This window comes from Acidobacteriota bacterium, from assembly GCA_026393675.1.
Classification (GTDB): Bacteria; Acidobacteriota; Vicinamibacteria; order Vicinamibacterales; family JAKQTR01; genus JBAXOX01.
On sequence record JAPKZQ010000042.1, the window covers coordinates 1 to 18359 of the forward strand.

General features: G+C 63.2%; 14 protein-coding genes and 1 pseudogene. 4 read left to right on the plus strand and 11 right to left on the minus strand.

From position 1 onward, the window contains the following. Positions 1–1328 precede the first annotated feature (1328 nt). From NT151_10250 to NT151_10270, 5 genes are all read right to left on the minus strand, one after another. Positions 1329–2219, minus strand: coding sequence for a hypothetical protein (locus NT151_10250; GenBank protein ID MCX6539295.1), 891 nt, complete (start codon positions 2217–2219; stop codon positions 1329–1331). Positions 2220–2285: 66 nt separating this feature from the next. Beyond that, positions 2286–3554 carry an ABC transporter permease gene (locus NT151_10255; protein MCX6539296.1) on the minus strand — a complete coding sequence of 423 codons (1269 nt, stop codon included), beginning with the start codon at positions 3552–3554 and terminating at the stop codon, positions 2286–2288. Beyond that, positions 3554–4711, minus strand: a complete 1158-nt coding sequence (locus NT151_10260) for an efflux RND transporter periplasmic adaptor subunit (protein ID MCX6539297.1) — start codon at positions 4709–4711, stop codon at positions 3554–3556. The genes NT151_10255 and NT151_10260 overlap by 1 nt, the downstream gene beginning before the upstream one ends. A 105-nt stretch (positions 4712–4816) precedes the next feature. Then, positions 4817–5161 carry a hypothetical protein gene (locus NT151_10265; protein MCX6539298.1) on the minus strand — a complete coding sequence of 115 codons (345 nt, stop codon included), beginning with the start codon at positions 5159–5161 and terminating at the stop codon, positions 4817–4819. A 160-nt stretch (positions 5162–5321) separates the two neighbouring features. Further along, the gene (locus NT151_10270) at positions 5322–7016 is read right to left on the minus strand and encodes a DEAD/DEAH box helicase (GenBank protein MCX6539299.1); all 1695 of its coding nucleotides are present in this window, start codon (positions 7014–7016) and stop codon (positions 5322–5324) included. A 353-nt stretch (positions 7017–7369) separates the two neighbouring features. Between NT151_10270 and NT151_10275 the strand changes: the two are divergent. Further along, positions 7370–7618 (plus strand): annotated as a pseudogene (locus NT151_10275) (BrnT family toxin). Positions 7619–7640: 22 nt separating this feature from the next. Beyond that, positions 7641–7892, plus strand: a complete 252-nt coding sequence (locus NT151_10280) for a BrnA antitoxin family protein (GenBank protein ID MCX6539300.1) — start codon at positions 7641–7643, stop codon at positions 7890–7892. A 46-nt stretch (positions 7893–7938) separates the two neighbouring features. Here the strand turns inward: NT151_10280 and NT151_10285 are convergent, their stop codons facing one another. The 4 genes from NT151_10285 to NT151_10300 form a co-directional block, all read right to left on the minus strand. After that, positions 7939–8382, minus strand: a complete 444-nt coding sequence (locus tag NT151_10285) for a zeta toxin family protein (GenBank protein MCX6539301.1) — start codon at positions 8380–8382, stop codon at positions 7939–7941. 665 nt (positions 8383–9047) lie between these two features. Next, positions 9048–9548 carry a hypothetical protein gene (locus NT151_10290; protein ID MCX6539302.1) on the minus strand — a complete coding sequence of 167 codons (501 nt, stop codon included), beginning with the start codon at positions 9546–9548 and terminating at the stop codon, positions 9048–9050. 134 nt (positions 9549–9682) lie between these two features. Continuing rightward, positions 9683–10390 carry a hypothetical protein gene (locus NT151_10295; protein ID MCX6539303.1) on the minus strand — a complete coding sequence of 236 codons (708 nt, stop codon included), beginning with the start codon at positions 10388–10390 and terminating at the stop codon, positions 9683–9685. A gap of 1241 nt (positions 10391–11631) precedes the next feature. Beyond that, the gene (locus NT151_10300) at positions 11632–13662 is read right to left on the minus strand and encodes a VWA domain-containing protein (protein MCX6539304.1); all 2031 of its coding nucleotides are present in this window, start codon (positions 13660–13662) and stop codon (positions 11632–11634) included. Between the two features lie 1032 nt (positions 13663–14694). Here NT151_10300 and NT151_10305 point away from each other — a divergent pair. Continuing rightward, the gene (locus NT151_10305) at positions 14695–14973 is read left to right on the plus strand and encodes a hypothetical protein (GenBank protein MCX6539305.1); all 279 of its coding nucleotides are present in this window, start codon (positions 14695–14697) and stop codon (positions 14971–14973) included. 323 nt (positions 14974–15296) lie between these two features. Then, the gene (locus NT151_10310) at positions 15297–15956 is read left to right on the plus strand and encodes a hypothetical protein (protein MCX6539306.1); all 660 of its coding nucleotides are present in this window, start codon (positions 15297–15299) and stop codon (positions 15954–15956) included. A 169-nt stretch (positions 15957–16125) separates the two neighbouring features. Here NT151_10310 and NT151_10315 read toward each other — a convergent pair whose 3' ends face one another. Both NT151_10315 and NT151_10320 read right to left on the minus strand, forming a co-directional pair. Beyond that, positions 16126–17184: a hypothetical protein gene (locus tag NT151_10315; protein MCX6539307.1), complete on the minus strand. Its 1059-nt coding sequence runs from the start codon at positions 17182–17184 to the stop codon at positions 16126–16128. Then, positions 17144–18268 (minus strand): hypothetical protein, encoded by a 1125-nt coding sequence (locus NT151_10320; protein MCX6539308.1) that lies wholly within the window; start codon positions 18266–18268, stop codon positions 17144–17146. Before NT151_10320 ends, NT151_10315 begins: the two co-directional genes overlap by 41 nt. Positions 18269–18359: the final 91 nt, after the last annotated feature.

Genomic DNA, 18359 nt, shown 5'->3' on the forward strand with positions numbered 1-18359 from the left:
ACCCACCGCATGGAGCGACAACCCCTCATCCAGGAGCGCCAGCGCCCGATGCCGCCGATCTTCCAGCAAGTCCGCCGATCCTCGAAGTCGCATCGCGCACCTCGAGGAACATTGTACCATTATTTATGCAGCAGTCTTTAAAGGGACATCATGTGCAGCCTTCCGCCATCGCATGGTCGCCCGACAGTCAACGGGTGGCTTCCGCATCAGGAGCCACGGACCAGAAGATTCTGATCTGGGATGCGAAGTCCGGCAAGGAGCAACACGCTCTCCGTTGGCATAGCCGAAGCAAGGGGTGGGACAGAACGTGGGTGGAGGGCCTCGCATGGTCCCCGGACGGTGAGGCAATAGCCTTGGGAACGACTGATGGAACTGTATTCCTTTGGGATCTGGATCAAGGAAACACCTCCGTTGTTTTGGAAGCACAGAGTCCTCTCGCCTGGTCACCGGACAGCCGCTTGCTTGCCACCAGGGATGGAAGCGGCAGGCTGATTCTCTGGACGAAGACCGGGACGAAGAGCCTCGAATTGGAAGACGAGTTCGGAGCTGATTCCTGCCCGGCGTGGTCGGCAGATGGGCGCGTCCTTGCTGCCGCAGCGCGGGATGGAACAATTGTGACGTGGCGGCTTCCTCAGGGTCATCAGAGTAGAGTGCTGTCAGGCCCAGGCCCATTACGTCACCTCGCGTTGTCCTCCGGCGGCGAACACGCAGCTTCGGGTCATGAGAACGGGGACGTTTGTTGTTGGGAGACGCAATCCGGAGTAAAGGACCTTGTTCTCGGAGAGCCCGGAAATGTGACCGCCCTGGTCTTCTCTCCGTGCGGTCGGTTTCTTGGAATAGGGTGGGAGAACCGAAGAGTGTGTGTGTGGCGAGTCGACAGTAAGAAGGTGATCGCTACCGCGTTCTGTCTTTCCCCGGTGAGATCGCTCCAGTTCAGCAAGGACGGTCGTGTCTTTCGAGCCTGCGACAATGGCGACACAACCGGTAATCGCCCGAGTCCTTACATCTTTGAACTCTGCAACGGCGATACCGGACCTGCAATGAGCCTTGCGCCAGCGTCGACGTCGGGCAGTGCCGGGTGACGACAGGCATTCCTATCAAGCCGGTTCGCGGCGGACTGATTCGAGGCACGGTCGATGTGGCAATCCACCACATGAGCAGAGAGAAGCGCGACAAGCTCAAGGGCGGGGAGGCGCCGGTGCGCGTGACCGCTGTCGGCAGCGACCTGGTTGCCATTCGCAACGGCATCGTCCAGAGGTGTGACGCCCGTGTCGCTGACGCGGTTCATGTCCGTGCCGGGGGCGATCAGGCGCAGATTCTGTCCCCGGTCACCCCTTTCCGGTCAGCGTGGCTCTATGGCGTCGGCCGAGGCCCAGTGCCTGTTCCTGTTCGGCTGCAAGCGAAGGCGCGTCGATCCCGAGCCACAGCAGGGCGCGGCACGCCTCCCATCCAAGTTCCTCGCGTCTCCAGTCCGGGGCCGTTCGGGCGTCCCGCACGGCCGGAACAGGTTCCTGCAACAGTCGTCGAAGCCGCTCGCCATCGTGCTCGCCGAAGCCCGGCTCCTCAGCCGCAAGCGCTTCGATCCACCAGTCCAGGGCCTCGGGGGTATCGACGTAGCCTTTGCAGAAGAGCGCGAGCGAGCGCACCTCGGCCGAGCCAGATCGCCCGCGCCTCGAGCGCCATCGCGCCTGCCACGCCCGCGCGCCACGCCTCGATCCCGTCCGCCGCGCGGCGGTGGTCGGCCAGTCGCTTTCGCATCGCCTCGCACCAGTGGTCCACGGCACCCACGAAGCGGGCGGCAGCCTTCGGGAATCTCGCCGCGGCCTCGATGGCCCGCGCCGTGCCGGCCACGCGCTCGGCGTCACCACGTCAAGGGCCGTCACCCGGACGTGAAGGGGGCCGCTCGTGGTGCGCAAAGACGGCTCGCGTCGGCTTCGATCAGGATGTGTCCGCGCGGCATCTGGCAGATCCAGTCGCACCGCATAGAGGCCGGCTGGCAGATCGGCCAAACGATCTTGAAGCACGGCCCGCAACGGGAGCGGGGCGTTCTCCAGTCGGGGGATCGCCTCGGGTTCGCCTGTCCAGAAGACCAGCGTGTCGGACAACCAGTCGGTGCGAGGCACGAGCCGTCCTGCCTGCCGGGTTCGCTGGTTCTTGCGGCGTGTCGCGCGGCCGCCCGTGGCCTGGGCATCGAAGTCGTCGGGGACTCCTCTCTTCATGCGTCGCCTATTCAGGGGTTCTCGCCGGTGCGATCGACATTGAGATCGACGAACGACGCGACGCCGCTAGTCTGCCCGTAGCGCCTCGGCCGGGTCCACCGAGGCGGCTCGCCTGGCCGGTCCGACTCCGGCCACCAGTCCGACCAGCGTCAGGAGCGCGATGGACGTCGACGCGGTCACCAGCGAGATGTGCGGGCGCGCGCCGGCGGGCACTTGCGGGATGAACACCGCGATACCGGTCAGCGCCCACGCGATCAGGATGCCGGCAAGGCCGCCAGACAGGGTGATGGCCAGCCCTTCGAACAGGAACCCTATGAAAATGGCTCGCCTGGTCGCGCCGAGCGCCCGGCGGACGCCAATCTCCTGACGCCGTTCGCGCACCGAGACGAGCATCACGTTGGCGACTCCGACAGCTCCAACGAAGAGTCCGATACCGCCCACGAGCCCGACCACGAACTTCAGCGTCGTCAGGACCATGTTGAGTTGTGCCATCCGTTCGATGGTATTGATGACCTGGAATTCTCCGCTCGTTTCGCCGCGCTGCTTCCGCTGGCGATCGAGAATTCTTTTAGCTTCGGCCACCGCGGCATCCGCCGTGTCAGGCGAACGCAGTCGAAGCCGCAGCATGCCCGCGTTCTCATTGCCCTTGAAGGCTGCAGCGCATGCTTTGAACGGCACATAGATAAAGCGGTCCGGCGGAGCCGGCACGCCGGCGGTTGGATCGCCGATCCAGGCGAGCACGCCGCTCACCACGAAGGGCCATTCGCCAATCACGATCGTCTGGCCGATGGGCGACTCCTGGTTGAAGAGGTCCACGGCAACATCGGCACCGAGCACGGCGACGCGCGATCCGTCCGCGTATTCCCCTTCGAGAAACAGCCGGCCTCGCGCGACGTGGACGTCCAGGATGTCGAAACCGCTCTGGGTGAGGCCACGGACGCTCGAGCCCTGCGTGCTCCGGCGTGTGGTGCGGATCACACCGTAGCCGTAGTTTTCGGCCGAGCCGATGTCGAAGTACGCGCTCGATTGCAGTATCGTCTCCACATCCGCGGGTTGCGCCGTCACCGCGAACCCGCGTGGGTCGCGCGTCGATCGCTGCGAACTGGCTGTGACCTGGATGACGTTTCCCCCGACCACACCGAGTGTCTCGAGCATAAAGCGGTGAATGCCCGAGACAATGGACACAAGCAACACGACCGCCGTGATGCCGGTGGCAATCCCGAACGACGACAGCGCCGCCTGCATCCGGCGACTGCGCAGGCTGGCCACCGCTTCGCTGAGGATATTGCCAAGAACGACGATGCTGGCGCCGACGCCGCGAACGACCCTGCCCATCACTGCGCCCGGCAGACCACGGTCTGCCCTTGCTCGAGGCCGGACCGAATCTGAATCCGATCTCTCTGGATGACGCCGACCTCGACGGTGAACCAGCGATCGCCGGTCTTGGACCTGACGGTGACGTAGGAACGCCCGGACGAATCCGCCCGCACACAGCGTTCCGGCACGGACACCGACTGGCTGCTCGCGTTGAGCACAATCTCGGCCTGAGCCGGCACGTTGACCCAGCCGCCCGGCGGCTGGGACTTCAGGGCGATGATCACAGGAAACGTCGTGAGCTTGGTCGATTGGTCAACGTCGCCCGCTGTGGAGACCGACTGCACGGCGCCTGGCAGCACTTCCGCGGCGTCCGAGTCGAGACGCACTCTCGCCACCTGCCCGATGCGCAGGCGTTTTGCATCCGACGCCGTGGCCTTGGCATAGAGCGCCGACTGGCGCGCGTCGCCCAGCGTCATCAAGACGGTTCCGCCCATGGAAGACTGGCTCACGCCGGCGACGCCGCTTCCGATTTCGACCTGTCGCCGCAGGACGAACGCCTCGAACGGCGCGCGGATGGTGGTGTGCTGCAGTTGAGTTCGAACCTGGTCGACGGCTGCGCGCGCCTGGGCGATTCTGGCCTGACTACTGTCGATGTTCCGCTTCGCCCGCTCGAGTGTCCGTTCCGACACCCGCAGGTCCAGTTCGTGCTGTTCGAGCTGGTCCTTCGGAAGGAGTCCCCGCTTGTAGAGCGCCGTCGAACGCTCGAGCGTCTTGCGCTTCAACGCGACCGTGTCTTCGTCGAGCTCGAGCCTGGTTGCGGCGTCCTGTAACTCCGCCTGGCGGAGGTTGGCCTCGGCCTGATCGACCGCCGTTTGCGCCAACTTCGAGTCGAGCCGAACCAGTTCCTGACCCTGGGACACGCGGTCGCCTTCCTTAACGGAGACCGCTTCGACGATTCCCGACGCCTCTGCCCGGAGGTCGATCGTCACGGCCGGCCTGACCTGGCCCGAGACAACCAGCACGTCCTCCATTGCCGCGAGCTGGGCCTGGAACGTCTCTTCACGCGCGCCGGCCGCCGGCGGGCGCGGCCGCAGCTTCGCCCACGCCGCGTACGCGATCGCCAAGACGATCACCAGAGCGACGAGGTACTTCATCACGCGGCGCATGGTCTTCATGTCCTTCGTGCTCGACAGTGTCCGCATCCGAACCTGGTTGGCGTCGAGAGTCTACTGGAATCTGATGAAGCGCCCGGAGGCACGACGATCCTTCTGTGTGTTCTCCTACCGCTTCTTGGCGGGTCGCTTGGTCGCCCAATACTTCTTCATGCGGTCTGACGCCGCCTGACGCTGCGCGGCCGTCCACCGAGACTCCTTCTTGGCCTTGGCCTCGGCTCGGTCGCGTCCCTTTTTGAGGATGAAGCTGATTGGCAGTTCGTCTTTGTCAACACTGTCGCGGACGTGAGGGAACAGGTCGACGAGCAGCTTCGCTTCGTAGACCAGGCCACTCATCGGTGCCGGGGCGCCGGGCGTGGCCCGCGCAGACACATGAGCGCTCTTCTTCAGATGAGTGCCTTTCTTCAGATGAGCGCCTTTCTTCAGATGAGCGCCTTTCTTCGTTTTCGCCACGGCTGATCTCCTTCTGCAGTTGCCTGAACACTATCGGCAATTCGAGAGCCGCCGGTCTGTCTCCTATTGCACAGGCGATTGTCGGCTCTCTGATCGACTTCGTCAGCATGTTGGTCGGAGACGCCGAGACCGAGGCACGGCCCGTGCGGCCGCGGCCGTTTCACCCTCGATCGTGCCGCACGGTGACGCGTTGACCACGAATCTTGGTCGCCCGTAACGCGATCAGGATGGGATCGGCCAGCGCGGCGGGCACCTCGACAAGGGCGTGAGTCTCGGCGATCGTGATTGCGCCGAGCAAGTGTGATGGGATACCGGCTTCGCCGGTGATGGCCCCGACCAGGTCCCCCGGTCGGATACCCGCAGCCTTGCCGGCGCCGACGAACAGGACGGCCATCGGTCCCGCGTGCTCGCTGGTGCGCGGGCGTGACTTCGCGACGTGCGGGTGTGCACGGTCGCCACCCCGGTCGCGTTCACGGGGGCGATCGCGCGCCGGAGCGCTCGCGATCTCGGCCGCGGGCATCGTGGATTCGGCCGCCTCGTGCACCAACGTCACCGCTGCGGCAGCGACATCGAACACGTCGAAGTCCTGCGCCAGCGCCTCGACGATTGTCCGGGCGTCTTCGAACCCCCCTTTGGCGAGTTGTTCGCGCAACTGCTCGCGCGTGGCATCGAGGCGACGGGCACGCAGGTCAGCCAGGCTCGGCAGTGGCAGGACGTCGATCTTCTGCCTGGTCAGTGCTTCGACGGATCGCAAAAAGCGGTACTCGCGCTGGTCGGCCAGGGTGATGGCGACCCCGTCGCGACCGATGCGTCCGGTGCGTCCGATCCGATTCACGTACACCTCGGGTGAGGTTGGCACGTCGTAGTTGATGACGTGCGACACGTGCTCGATATCGAGGCCGCGGGCCGCGACGTCGGTGGCCACCAGGATCTCGGCTTGTTCCTTCCGGAACACCTGCATGACACGGTCCCGTTGCTTCTGTTCCATCCCGCCGTGGAGCGCCTGGGCGGCGAACCCGTGTGCGTTCAGCGTGTCGGCCAGTTCATCGACCTCGATGCGCGTCCGGCAGAAGACGATCGCCGACTTGGGATTCTCGAAGTCGAGGATCCGCCCGAGCGCCGCCATCTTCTGGGCGCGTCCGACGACGTAGGCGGTCTGACGGATGCGGGGAAGTTTGCCGGCGGCGCGTTTCTCGTGGGCGATGGTCACTCGGCGGGGATTCCTGAGGTGCTTCCCCGCAATCGCGGCGATGCGCGGCGCCATGGTCGCCGCAAAGAGCGCGGTCTGCCGAGTGTCCGGCGTCTGCGTGATGATGGTCTCGATGTCGTCGGCGAAGCCCATGTCGAGCATCTCGTCGGCTTCGTCGAGCACGAGCACCTCAAGAGCGGTCAGGTCCAGGGTCTGACGCCGCAGGTGATCGAGGGCGCGTCCGGGTGTGGCGACGACGATGTCGGCGCCGCGCCGAAGCGCGCGGATCTGCTGGTCCATCGGGGCTCCGCCGTACAGGGGCACGACCGTGAGGGGGAAACCCTTCGCGTACTTGTGAATCGCTTCCGATACCTGCATCGCCAGTTCGCGTGTCGGGACGAGCACGAGCGCCCGAGCGCCCGCCGGCTTGCCCGTGGTGTGGATGGCAAGGCGGTCGAGTATGGGCAGCGTGAACGCGGCGGTCTTGCCGGTGCCGGTCCCCGCGAGGCCGATGAGGTCGTGTCCTTCGCGCAGGAGCGGGATGGCCTCGCGCTGGATGGGGGTCGGCTCTTCATAGCCGAGGGCTGTGACGGACGCGACCAGTTTCGGGGCAAGTCCAAGCGAAGAAAAGCCGGATACAGTAGCGGTCTTGGGCGGAGTCGTCATCTCACTATCTTAACCGCTTGGATGGACGCCTGCCGGATCGCCACTCCTGTCCCATCGCACACGGGGTCACCAGGGGTCGGACCTGATTTCAATTATTGTGATCCGACCGGGATTGCACTTCCTGCAACTCTGCGTCCTGAGCCGCGTTCACATTTCTGCACACGACCACCGTCGACCCAAGCTTCGCACAGCATAAGCCACGACGCTGCACCACGTTGTAGCGGGACACGGACCACTCCACAAATGGCCGCGGTCTTGCAAACGATGTCGCGATGGCCAGACCGAAACGCCTTGATCGTGGAGGGATGGTATTCCACGTTCCTAACCGCGCTGCATTGACGTGGGCAGCGAGTATGCATATTATACATATATCGGTCGCCTGGGATCCGCGGAAGGCGAGGGCCAACCTGGCGAAGCTCGGGGTTCGGTTCTCGGACGCCGACGCGGTGCTGTCGGATCCGAACGGGATGAGCCGCGACGACCCGACCCCCGAGGGGGAGCCACGCTTCGTCTCACTTGGCTTGGATGCAATCGGGCGGGTGCTCGTTGTGGTGTATGCATATGACGGAGAGGACGTGCGCCTGATTTCGGCGCGATCGGCCACCCCAAACGAGAGGCGTCAGTATGAAAAGGGAATACGACTTCAGCAACGCCCGGCGCGGCGCGGTGGTGCCACAACTGGGAAAATCCCGGATCACGATCTACCTCGACGACCAGGTGCTCGAAGCGTTTCGCGACAGGGCCGACGCCGCGGGTCGAGGGTACCAGACGATGATCAATGAGGCGCTTCGGGAGTCCCTCGGCCAATCCCGAAGATCCGTCGACGCGGGCACGATTCGGCGAATTGTACGGGAAGAGCTTCGGAAGACCGGGTGATGGCGGTCTCCTGGCAGACGCCGCGCAGACCCTACGGTGGGCCGTCTTAGGGCAGACTTTTGACGATGGCGGCCAACCACGCGGGGAGGCGCGCGGCCAGGAACACGGACCGCCCGGATTCGAAGACGCCGACCTTGCGGAATGCCCGACGTAAGTCCTGGTTATCGAACACCCAGACGAACGGAAGGGCGGCGATGGCCGACTTCAGATTGGCCAACGTCCGGGGAAACCGGGACACCAGCCTGTCACTCGGCACATCGTGACCGCCCTGGGAAACACGCATAGAGACGCGTTCCTCAGACGTCTCCGGGCCATCGATGCCGATGTAGCACACCACCACGGTGTAGCCGGAACGCGCGGCCTCTTGCAGGAACGCCAGCTTGTCGCCCACCGGGTCCGAAAACACCGTCTCGAGGACAAAGCTCTCCCGGACGCGCACGAGTGCTTCGCGGAGCGCCGTCGTGACGAGCATCGCAGCCTGGTCACCCATGCCCATCTCCCGCGCCATGACGTCGGCGTTCACCAGCCGGAGCCCGGTCGGCTGAAGGTGTGCGTGGTAGAAAGGGGCCGTACAGCAGAAAAGGCCTGATTCTTCAGGCCTTCCTTGCTGGGATGTGTTGGTCGGGGCGAGTGGATTCGAACCACCGACCCCTCGGTCCCGAAGCGGTCCCGGAGGCCGGGCGCAGCAGGGCGGACCCAGCTTCTTGGGCCTAATCTCGGTCCCGTCAGGGCTCAGGAGCGCGCCTGCGACGACTTCCTTTACTGAACTTTACTGGTCTGACTCCGACCGACCCCCGCTCACGTATTTCAACTCGTGGAAGACGCAAGCGGAGCGGCGCGCCGACGCAAGTAGGTGGAACAGGAGTGTGGAGGCGCCGTCCGGATTTGAACCGGAGAATGGAGGTTTTGCAGTTGTGCAAGCCACCCTAAAACGCTAGTGAATACGCATATTTCCTAATGATTTTGCACGGGACGCGGTGCTGAGTGGTGCCAAGTGGTGCCCAATGGTGCCGAACGGGTTACGGTTTGGGTTACGGTCACCGTGCAACCCGGTGCCGACTGCCGCCGTTTGGTGCGGTGTTCACCGCCAACGGCCCTACCAACGCGTGGAATACCAGCTTGTCAGGAGCGACCGTGGCCGCTTGTGGAACGACCTTACCAGCCGAACGGAATCTGGACGCCTACGCCAAACGTGAAGATCGTATCCTTCGAGCCGGATGATCCGGCAATTCGGTGTGAAACGCCTGCACTCAATCTCGCGCCCATCAAGACAAGTCCCGCCTCCACTCCCGCATAGGTCGCATCGGCGGTAGCGTTCGTCGGATTGCTGGTCGTACGCGTCACTCTGAGCAGTCCATCGAATCCGGTCGTCAACAGTCGCCCTTCGCGGGCGAGGGCCGCACCACCAACGGCGATGCTGAGGCCGCCGACACCGCCAGTGCCAACCAAGATGAGACCTTTTCGGCCGGAAGTAGGGTCTGCTCCGGCCTTGGCAGGAAAGGTCGGCCCGAACAGGAACCCCACGCTACCGGAAAGACCTGTCGGAGTGCCCCACTGGCCTCCCACTAGGAAAACCGCGCTGGCCGAACCAAGTGGCGCCGGCTCGCCAGCGTACAGAGGAGTGGCATGGTACGCCAGCACTACCAGGACAAGCATGACTTGCGAGGATCGCCCATTCATCGAATTTGTACTCCCGCTTTGTCCCTCTGCGTAGGTACCGCGTCGAAAGCGGCGTGAAAGCAGACACCCTGCGGAGAGGTAAGGCCCCTACGGCCTGAGGTAGATCGTCGTCAGCGTACGATTGTCGCCAGGGAGTCGATACCCGAGGAAGCCGCCAGCGATTGGTGTTCCGAAGAGGGAGAGGGGAATGAGGATTCCCTGGCCCCAAAACTCCTCCCATCCCTCCCCGCCCACGACAAGAAGGCATACTCCGCGAAGAGTCCGACGCCTGCGCCAAGCACCGCGCCTGCCACCGACCCGCGCCGGCCGATCCATTGGCTGACCTCGTCGACATCCGCCCGCGCAATCCAAAGCGTGGAGCGGTTGGGGCTATCCAGATCCACTGCTGTCAGCCCCGCGTCCTCGAATACGACGAGCCGGCACCTTCTGGCAGGCAGCCCCTGAGCACGAAGCACGATCTCGCTGCCCGTCAGTTGCCGAAGACGTGACCAGTCGCGGCGCGGGTCCTGCGACGCCGTGCCCGTCGCACTCAGCGGCTCGTAGCGCACATGTGCGAGCGAATCCCGAAGACTTGACGGCGCACTGCCGCGAAGTGCCGATGTCACCTTGTATTCTGCTGTCTCCTCGGCGTCGGCATGAAGGGACACGCCGTCGAACCTCCAGACGACGTCTTTCTCGAACTTCATCATTCCGCTCGACAATACAGAGATCTTCTGCGCCGTCACCTGTCCGACAGGAAGCGGCTTGGCCCCGGATGTCTGAGCTGACGCTACGGAGGCAACCAGAACGGCCACAGCTACGAGAACCCACGACTTCATGACGGCTCCTTTGAAGACGAGGACGCGCACACTGTGTCTTCCGCCGCCACGACTGTCAAGGTCCCTTGCACCGAAGATCAGCAGGGCCGATCGGATCGCTTGTGATACAGCCGAGCCGCGTTAAGGGTTGCGGGCCACGAGCCGCAATAACTATGCCCAACGGCGCAATCCCGGCTCCTGCGATGCGGGTGGCGTGATCGCTGCTTCCACCAGCGACGAGTCGCTTCTTACTGCGGCGACTTCGGCTCTCTTGGTGAATCAGGTTTGGGATGTTCTCGGAGAAGCAGTGTGCCGAGTTCGCGTCCCACAGCCTCGGGGCTGGTATCGCGCTGCGCGCTTTCTCGCAGGCGCTCGCCCTCTTCCCGAATGGACGCCAGGTCCTCTTGGGAGTATACCGTGGTGTCTACTCCATCTCGCCCGAGGGACGGCAGCGATGACTTCGGTAGAGCGGTACGCCCTGACGAGGACGAATCCACCGGCGTCACCATTGTCACCATGAATTGCGCTTGCCCGGTATACTCCGCCGCGAACCTCCGCGCCAACGTCTCGAATGGAGCGACGTCTCCTAAGGGAGCGTATGCAAGTCCCTGCCAGAGCGGGTTCTTCAACCATTGGGAACCGTCTCTTGGTTCTGTTCGATAGACCGTCACAGGAACCACAATAGCCATCAATCGTGTCGTGGGAGCGGACATGGGATTAACAGCCCCTCGAGGGATCATCCGGACAACGATACGAGCGGCTGTCGGTAATGGCGCTGTAGAGATGGGACCCCTCGTGGTCTCCATTTCGACGTACAACACGACCTCCGCCGTGTCGAGATCGGCTACAGGCTTGAACCGTCCGTCTTTTCGAAGAACCTTCTCAAGCGTGGACTTAACCTTCGTAGCCTTCACCACGGCTTTTGGAAGGCTTACGGGTGCGAAACTCCACCCGGTTGACCGAAACAGCAGGCTCTCCGGAGCGCCGTCATTCACTACTACACACACTCGTGTCGTCGGAGTCGTTGAAGAAGCCGCAGGATGGAGGAGGAAGAGGAAAATAACTGCTAGAGAAAGGACCATCGACGTGGAGCTTCTTCGACCCATGTGACGAGCCCTCCTACGCAGATGATACGCCTGCCGCCGGCAAAGAGCATCTCGGCGGCGACCGCCCATCCCGGCTCCCGCGAGGCGGGTGGCGGGACCGTCGGCCCCGGCAGACAGTTCGGTGAATGGTCCGAACGGTCGCACGGCGGCAACGCCTCAACGCACGTCGAACCTGACCGCCCTTCGGGCAACCTCCTTGCCGAGCGTGGCATCAAGAGTCAGAAGGTGAGGTCCCGGGGCAAGGCGGCTGAGCGGCAATACAAGCCGGTACTCCGTCGACCGGTCCCTACCGAATCGACTCGGCCCAAGCGTCTCGTGGCTCTCAAACACCGCTTCGCCGAGGGCGTCGATAATCGCCGCTGAGAGGGCGGCCGTCACCGTCGCATCCTTGCCGCCCTGATAGACACGCACCAACGCCGTGACTGTTTCGGACGGCGAGAAGCTGCGCCTGGAGGTAGGGACGACGGGCAGGATCGACCGCAGCGCGTCCCGCGGTGCGACCATGCCTCCCGGCTCTGCGCTCAGGACCACGCCGGACAGCGACAGTCGGTCCTTCGCGAAATTGGGAACGTCCACCTCGCACGTCACGCTGCCTGTCTTAGCCCCGAACGTCGTCGCGGCAGCGATTCGCAGGTCGTAGTGCCCCGGCCCCACCTCTATCCGTGTCAGCACCTCGTATTGGACCTTCTCCGCCCCCGCGGGCAGCCCGACCTTCACGTGACTCGTGACGGAACCTGCCGGCTTGCCGTCCGCGCGATAGGCGCTGATCACAACGTCCACGTCGTCGAGCGTCGCCTTCTGACGCGTGGGTGTGGTTTGGTCGACTCCGAGGACGACCGCCACGTTGGGCTGCGCACCACCGGGGACCATGAATGGTGCCGCCGCCGCTCGCAAGCCAACGTCACGCACCGGCAGCAGACCGCGCAGCGCGCCGGTGAGGAGCGGGTGCGCAGACACGGAGGCTTTGCTGGCAACCGCAACATCAGTGGAGTATCGCGTCCGGCTGTGCACCGTAAGGTCTGCCCGATTCACGCGCACGTCCAGTTTGTGCACCTTCTTCCCCGGCGGGTTTGAGGATTGGTAGCCAAGCAGGTAGTACGAACCGGTCTCAGCAAAGACCTGCGCGATGCCGGGGCCGGGATCGTTGCTGCCGGTCACCGCGAACCCACCCGTGTTGGCAGCGACGTCCTGGAGAAACCGGCGATTGATCAGACCCTCTTCGCGCGTACCGCCTGGCGCCAGTTCGCTTCCCCCTATGTTCCAGGTGGTCGGTCCAATCTGAAGATCGAGTGCCTGACCGCGCAGCCCACCCGGGTCGAGCCCATAGATACTCACGTTCGCGCGGCCAGCCGCCGCCAGCAATTCTGCCCATTCGTCCTTCAACTGATCGGCGAATGCACTCCGGCTCGGGCCTCCCTCCAGGGCAATTGGAATGCCGGCACTAATCCAGAGCACGGCTATTCGACGCGGTCCGAGGCCGGCGAGCCCCTGAACCAGATTCCGGATTGTCGCCGTCACCGAGAGATAGATCGGGCCCGACGACTCCTCGAATCGGTCGAAGTCGCGCCTCATGCGCGGGACATACCGCCTAACGGCGGACGTCAGGCGCGCGTGGTCCGTCGTGACATTCTGGCTCGCCTCGCGGCCCGCGGTGAAGACAACGGCCGTGAGGTCCGACGGGGAGAGCTTGTCGATGGCAAGCGTCGCGAGACCCTTGGCTCGTACCGCTTCGCCCGGCGCCATGGGCGATAGATCATCGAGCACAAGCACGATCACGCGACCATCTACCGCGAGGCTGTTTGTCGTGACATCAGCGGGTACGTCGCTTAGCCAGGCCGTTTCCGGCCTGCCGACGCTGCCCGTCGCGGCCACGTCAGGGAGGTCGACGGCTGAGAAAGTTGCGATCGTCTGCGGCTTGCCATCCTCGATAATTGTGAAATCTGCGGCAGTGAGATCACGTACCGGGCGACGGTCCTTGTCGAGGACCGACACGTCAACCACAACCGCATCGACGCCGGTCCTGAAGGTCGGAGGAGGGAGTTGCTGAGCTGAAATCCCGACTACGACGGCAATCGCGCAAGATGAGAATAGCGCCGAAGAAAGGCCGCAGACGGTACGCCTAACGTGTCCCGACCTGGCCCATAGGCCCGCCAACTGTGGATGGGCAGACGCAACCGGGTGTTCCATGGTCGGAACTCCTTCTCCGACGAGGTGATCGCGCATATTATGCCACAGCTCACACGGTCGGAACGTATACGACGGCCAGCGAGAAACGCGGGTGGACGGGGAGGCCGTGAACGGCGACGCTCACTCATAATCTACGCTCCCCTGCGCGGTTGTTGGCATGTACTTGACGACGATCCCGGATGAACTTCGCGCGCAAGGCCATGTTGTGGGAACGTCCTATATTCAGAACGGTCACGGGCAACTCGTCGTCGTTGATGATGTGGCGATGTCCATACCAGACGCAAAGGCAGTCGCCAAGAAACGCTCAACGGTTGCTGAGATCGCTGCGGCTAGGAAAGCAAACTGACCCACTACCGAAAGCTCAAGTAACCCCCTGTCCAACCGTTGTGTTGGTGGTGGTGGCCTATACTTCGTGTTACCGTGTCACGCTGGAGGCCGCCGGTGTACCCGAGAACGCTCAAGGTCGGGCCGCGGCCGCGTGGCACGTGCTGAACTCGTGGAAGTCCCTGCCTGGACTCGAAGGCGGGGTCCTGAACGTTGTACAGCTGGACGCTTGGGTAACCAGGGCGCTCGCTCTAGCCGTCGAAAGGCGGCAGGCGACGGTCGTCGCGGATTACGTCGGGAAGCTTCTGAGTAGTAGCCCCGCTGGCCCAGACGGAGGCTGGCCGCACGAGGCGGTTCGGGACGTTATAGAAAGGGTGGAAGATCCGGATCTCGAGAGCGGGTTTGAGGTGGGCGTGTTCAACAGGCGAGGTGTCGTCACTCGTCACCCAGCTGAAGGCGGACGGCAAGAGCGGGTGCTGCCCGATCAGTATCAAGCGTGGGCTGCGCAGATCGCGGACCGCTGGCCGCGGACCGCTGCTGTTCTCCGGAATCTCGAAAGGACGTACCGAAGCTACGCGCAACGTGAGGACGTCGAAACCGACCTGCGGAATGACGGCCTCTGATAGGCAGCGACAATATCGCGCGCTTGGCTGTATGGATGGCCCCCCCGTGCGACGCCCCGAACTGCGAGGCCACGAGTTCGCTCTAATGAAGCGTTTCAATGTGCCCGCTGTGATGGCAAGACGGACGCGAAAGATACTTGCCGTGGCCGTCCCGCGTCAGCAGTATCGCCTCATCCTCGGCGCATGGGGCTGCGTGGCGTTCGGGATCGAGATCTCGGTCATGGCGCGGTTATTCCACGACGCTCTCACAACCACCTTTCGAGAAGTGTTCGACACCATCACCTTCGCGAGCACGAACTGGTCGGAGGAGCGCATGTCCATCGGTCCGCTCGCAAGGCTACTCGCCACCCGGGTAGCACCGTGACGATTCGCGCCTCGCTGGACTGTACCGTGTGCGAGCCATGCATCTACTGCGCGTCATCAAGGCCGCCAACGAAACGCGAGCACGTGATGCCTCGGTCGTTGGGAACATTCGCGCATAACTGGACGCTCAATTGCGTGTGTGACGAGTGCAATAAGTACTTTGCCGACAACCTGGAGCTTGCTCTCGGCCGAGACAGCCGGGAGGCGTTTCTGAGAATTGAGCTTGGGCTCAAGCCTGCTGCCGGCGCGGCGGAGCTTCTGAATCGCCGGGTCAAGTCGCGCCTACAAGATCCCGGTCAATTCGACGGTGCCCGCGTCGTGATGATGGCATCCGACGACGGCACCGACATGATTCCTGTGCCTGTTCCGCAGGTCGGATTTCGGCATAAAGGCGAGGACTGGAGTTCTCTAATAGAGAAGGAACTCACGCCCGAGAACGTCCAGAAGTTCAGAGGGCCGACCGTAGAAGTCAGGATTCTCGGCGTTGGCCCCGACTGCGAGCGGTTGAGGCAGCGGCTCGCAGATCTGGGAATTGGCTTCGACGAACGCTCCCGAGCAATGAACCAGCCAATCACGGAGCAGCCATCATTCACTGTTGTGCATGACATCGATGTCGATCAGACGGTCATTCGCGCCGCCTGCAAGATCGGGTTCAACTACGCAGCCAAGATCCTGGGTTGCGCAACGGTCCGCCGTCCTGCTTTCGACGCCTCAAGGCGGTTCGTGAGGTACGGTGAAGCACCTGTTCGGCTTGCGACCGTACAGAGGGCCTCGGTCCTTGTCGGTCCACACGCCGACTCATCGAGGGTTCACGCCTGCGCGATTGGGTGGGATTCTGGCCATCTCGTGGTTCTGGTGAGCCTGTTCAACGAGATCACATATGGCATGCGGATGTGCGCGGCTGACCCCGACCAGTTTCCGACGTCGCGTCACTTCTTCGACCCTCTGGAGCGAACCATCTCGCAGGCTGGTGTTTCCGACTGAACGGACCTGAGCTTGACTATCTGCACGACGGGCGTATAAACATTGTTGGGCGGGATCTTGCCGTTAAGGATCAGACGCAGACGAACTCGACGAAGCCACACTCGACGTTGCCGACCTACTCGGTCAGTGGTACACGGTCGAGCCGATGATAAGCGGCGCCGGCCGGCGCCTACATCCCGGCAGGCTCACCGAATAGGAGCATCTGGCCTTCGGCCGGTGCTTCTGCCGGACCCTTCTCTGCCTCCAGCTCCGCGAATCTCTCCCGCACGTCCTTCTTGAACGGGCCGTAGAAGACGGTGTAGAAGTCGTCGTCGCCATTGGGTGGCAGGGCGAGTTGATGCTCGACCAAACGTTCGAGGGCGCGTCGAATCCACGTAGTGGTGGGAAACTGAACCGCTCGCTGATCCTGATGTAGAACGGCGGACCCATTCGCCGCCTGCAGTTCTTGCGTCACAGCAGCGATGGACACTTGTAGCTTGTGCTTACCTGTCTGCTCGTCGTACTTTCCATCCGGAATCAGCGATGGCAGGTAGTCCACCCAAAGGCGTTCGAGCAGCAGGACCATCGGCGGCCGGTAGTCGTAGTACCGCACATTACCGAACGACTGCAGCACTTCGTCGATGGGGATGTTGACTCCCTCATCGAGCCTCGCCGAAAGCTCTGGGTCGCCGACTTGGCCGGCCGCTAGGCGGAAGAAATAGTAGGGGACGCGTTCCGTCGACTCGTTAAACTCAATGACGCTGGAGTTTGGTCCAACTGAATCGTCGGCTCTGACCCTGCGTTCGTCGAAGTAACGCGCGAACTTGCGCCCTCGGCTCTGGTGAACGAGGATGGCAGCGTCCGAGTGCTGGATCTGTTCGGACTCGGTCCACCATCCTGCCAGCGCCGCGTCGTACTTGCGAAGCTGCTGGATGTGCTGCTCGTAGTGGCCGTCTCGGTCAAGCGACTTCTTCGCCTCGGCGACGATGCCGTACGTCGCAGTCTTTTGAGCGACCAAGTCGGGCGTCACATCGTCGGGCTGAACGACGGCCTCGGGGTTGTCGGCGGTTGGAGCAGGGACCGGTGCCGGAGTCATCCGGCGACCAAGTCCGAATTCCGCGCCTTCCCGCTTCGAAACGCCGTTGTGAGTGACTAGCGCTGCGAACGCGAGTAGTGCGTGAACCGTCTGTTCGTAGTCGATGGCCGCGTCAATTAGTCGCGCCGTCGAGTCGCCGTTCTTCTTGGTCATAGGTCGAGACCTGGCCCTCGCGGAAACGATCGAACACGTGGTGAACTAGCCGAACGAAAGCCGCCTCTGACGCCTTCAGCCCGGGCATTAGAGCCAAGCGACGGGGTGGTATCGCCCATACGTCGAACGATGACCCATCGAACATGTCTGCCACTGCCACGTGTGCGTACGGATTTCCGTGGGCGACGGCGTGAATAGAGTGGGGGTACTTCACGAGGACCTGGACGAAGTCTCTGACGTTTTGAAGATCGTCGAATACCGGCCTCGAGAAAGTGATTGAAAGGGGACGCGGGACGTAGTGTGACTCTCGTAGCCCGCGGCCTCTGTAGTACCGGAGCTTCCGGTCACCGACCTCCGCGATGTGAGCGGCGACCGTTGAATAGGCAAGCCTGAAGCTGCCAGAAACTTCGACTTCTCCGTTCTTGCGGATCTTGCAGGTCGCTGTCGGCCGAATATGCGCGTGCTCCCCTATGGTTGGGAAGAACTCGACATCGAGAGAGGTCAGATTCTGTTGCCGGTCTTCGAAGTTCGCAATCGCCGAATCAAGCTCCTCCGCAGTCCATCCCCGCACGGAACGGCGGGTCTTCTCAGTGCCGGCGTGCAGTCGTTCAGTGGCAGAAAACGCGCGCACTATCATTGAATGGCCGGTCGCCCGCTTCAGCGCCTTTACGCCGCGGACCATCTCGGACTGGGATAACAGAATCGAGACAAGCCGCGGGTAAACGTGACCGACAGCGCTGCGGAGATGCCGCCACTCGTCGCTCTTGCATACGCTCACCAGCGCTCGGACGTGTTCGCTGACAGATGAGTCGGGGAACGGAAGCGCCGCCAACGGGACCTGTTCCTTACCTTTGACGAAGAGGTACGCGGCCGGCCCCAGTTGCTTCAGATTCCGGCCCGCTTCGACTTCCCCGTTCAACACCGTTTCCGGCGATTGCGCCGAATAGACGACCTTCACGCGACATCGGTACGGCGGTGGCACCTCAAGTTGCGCGAGCCGTTCGAGGACCGTTGAGGCATCACCGTTGCTGAACAGCGCCTTGACATACGCCCGGAACCGGTGCTCTTCTCGCCCAGTGTGCATTCGCGCAGGCACTTGCCCCCCCTTTCTCGCGGTACGCTCCGTTGAGCGTCACTGTATATCACTTTTCTGTACTGGATGGGCGCGGGAGAGG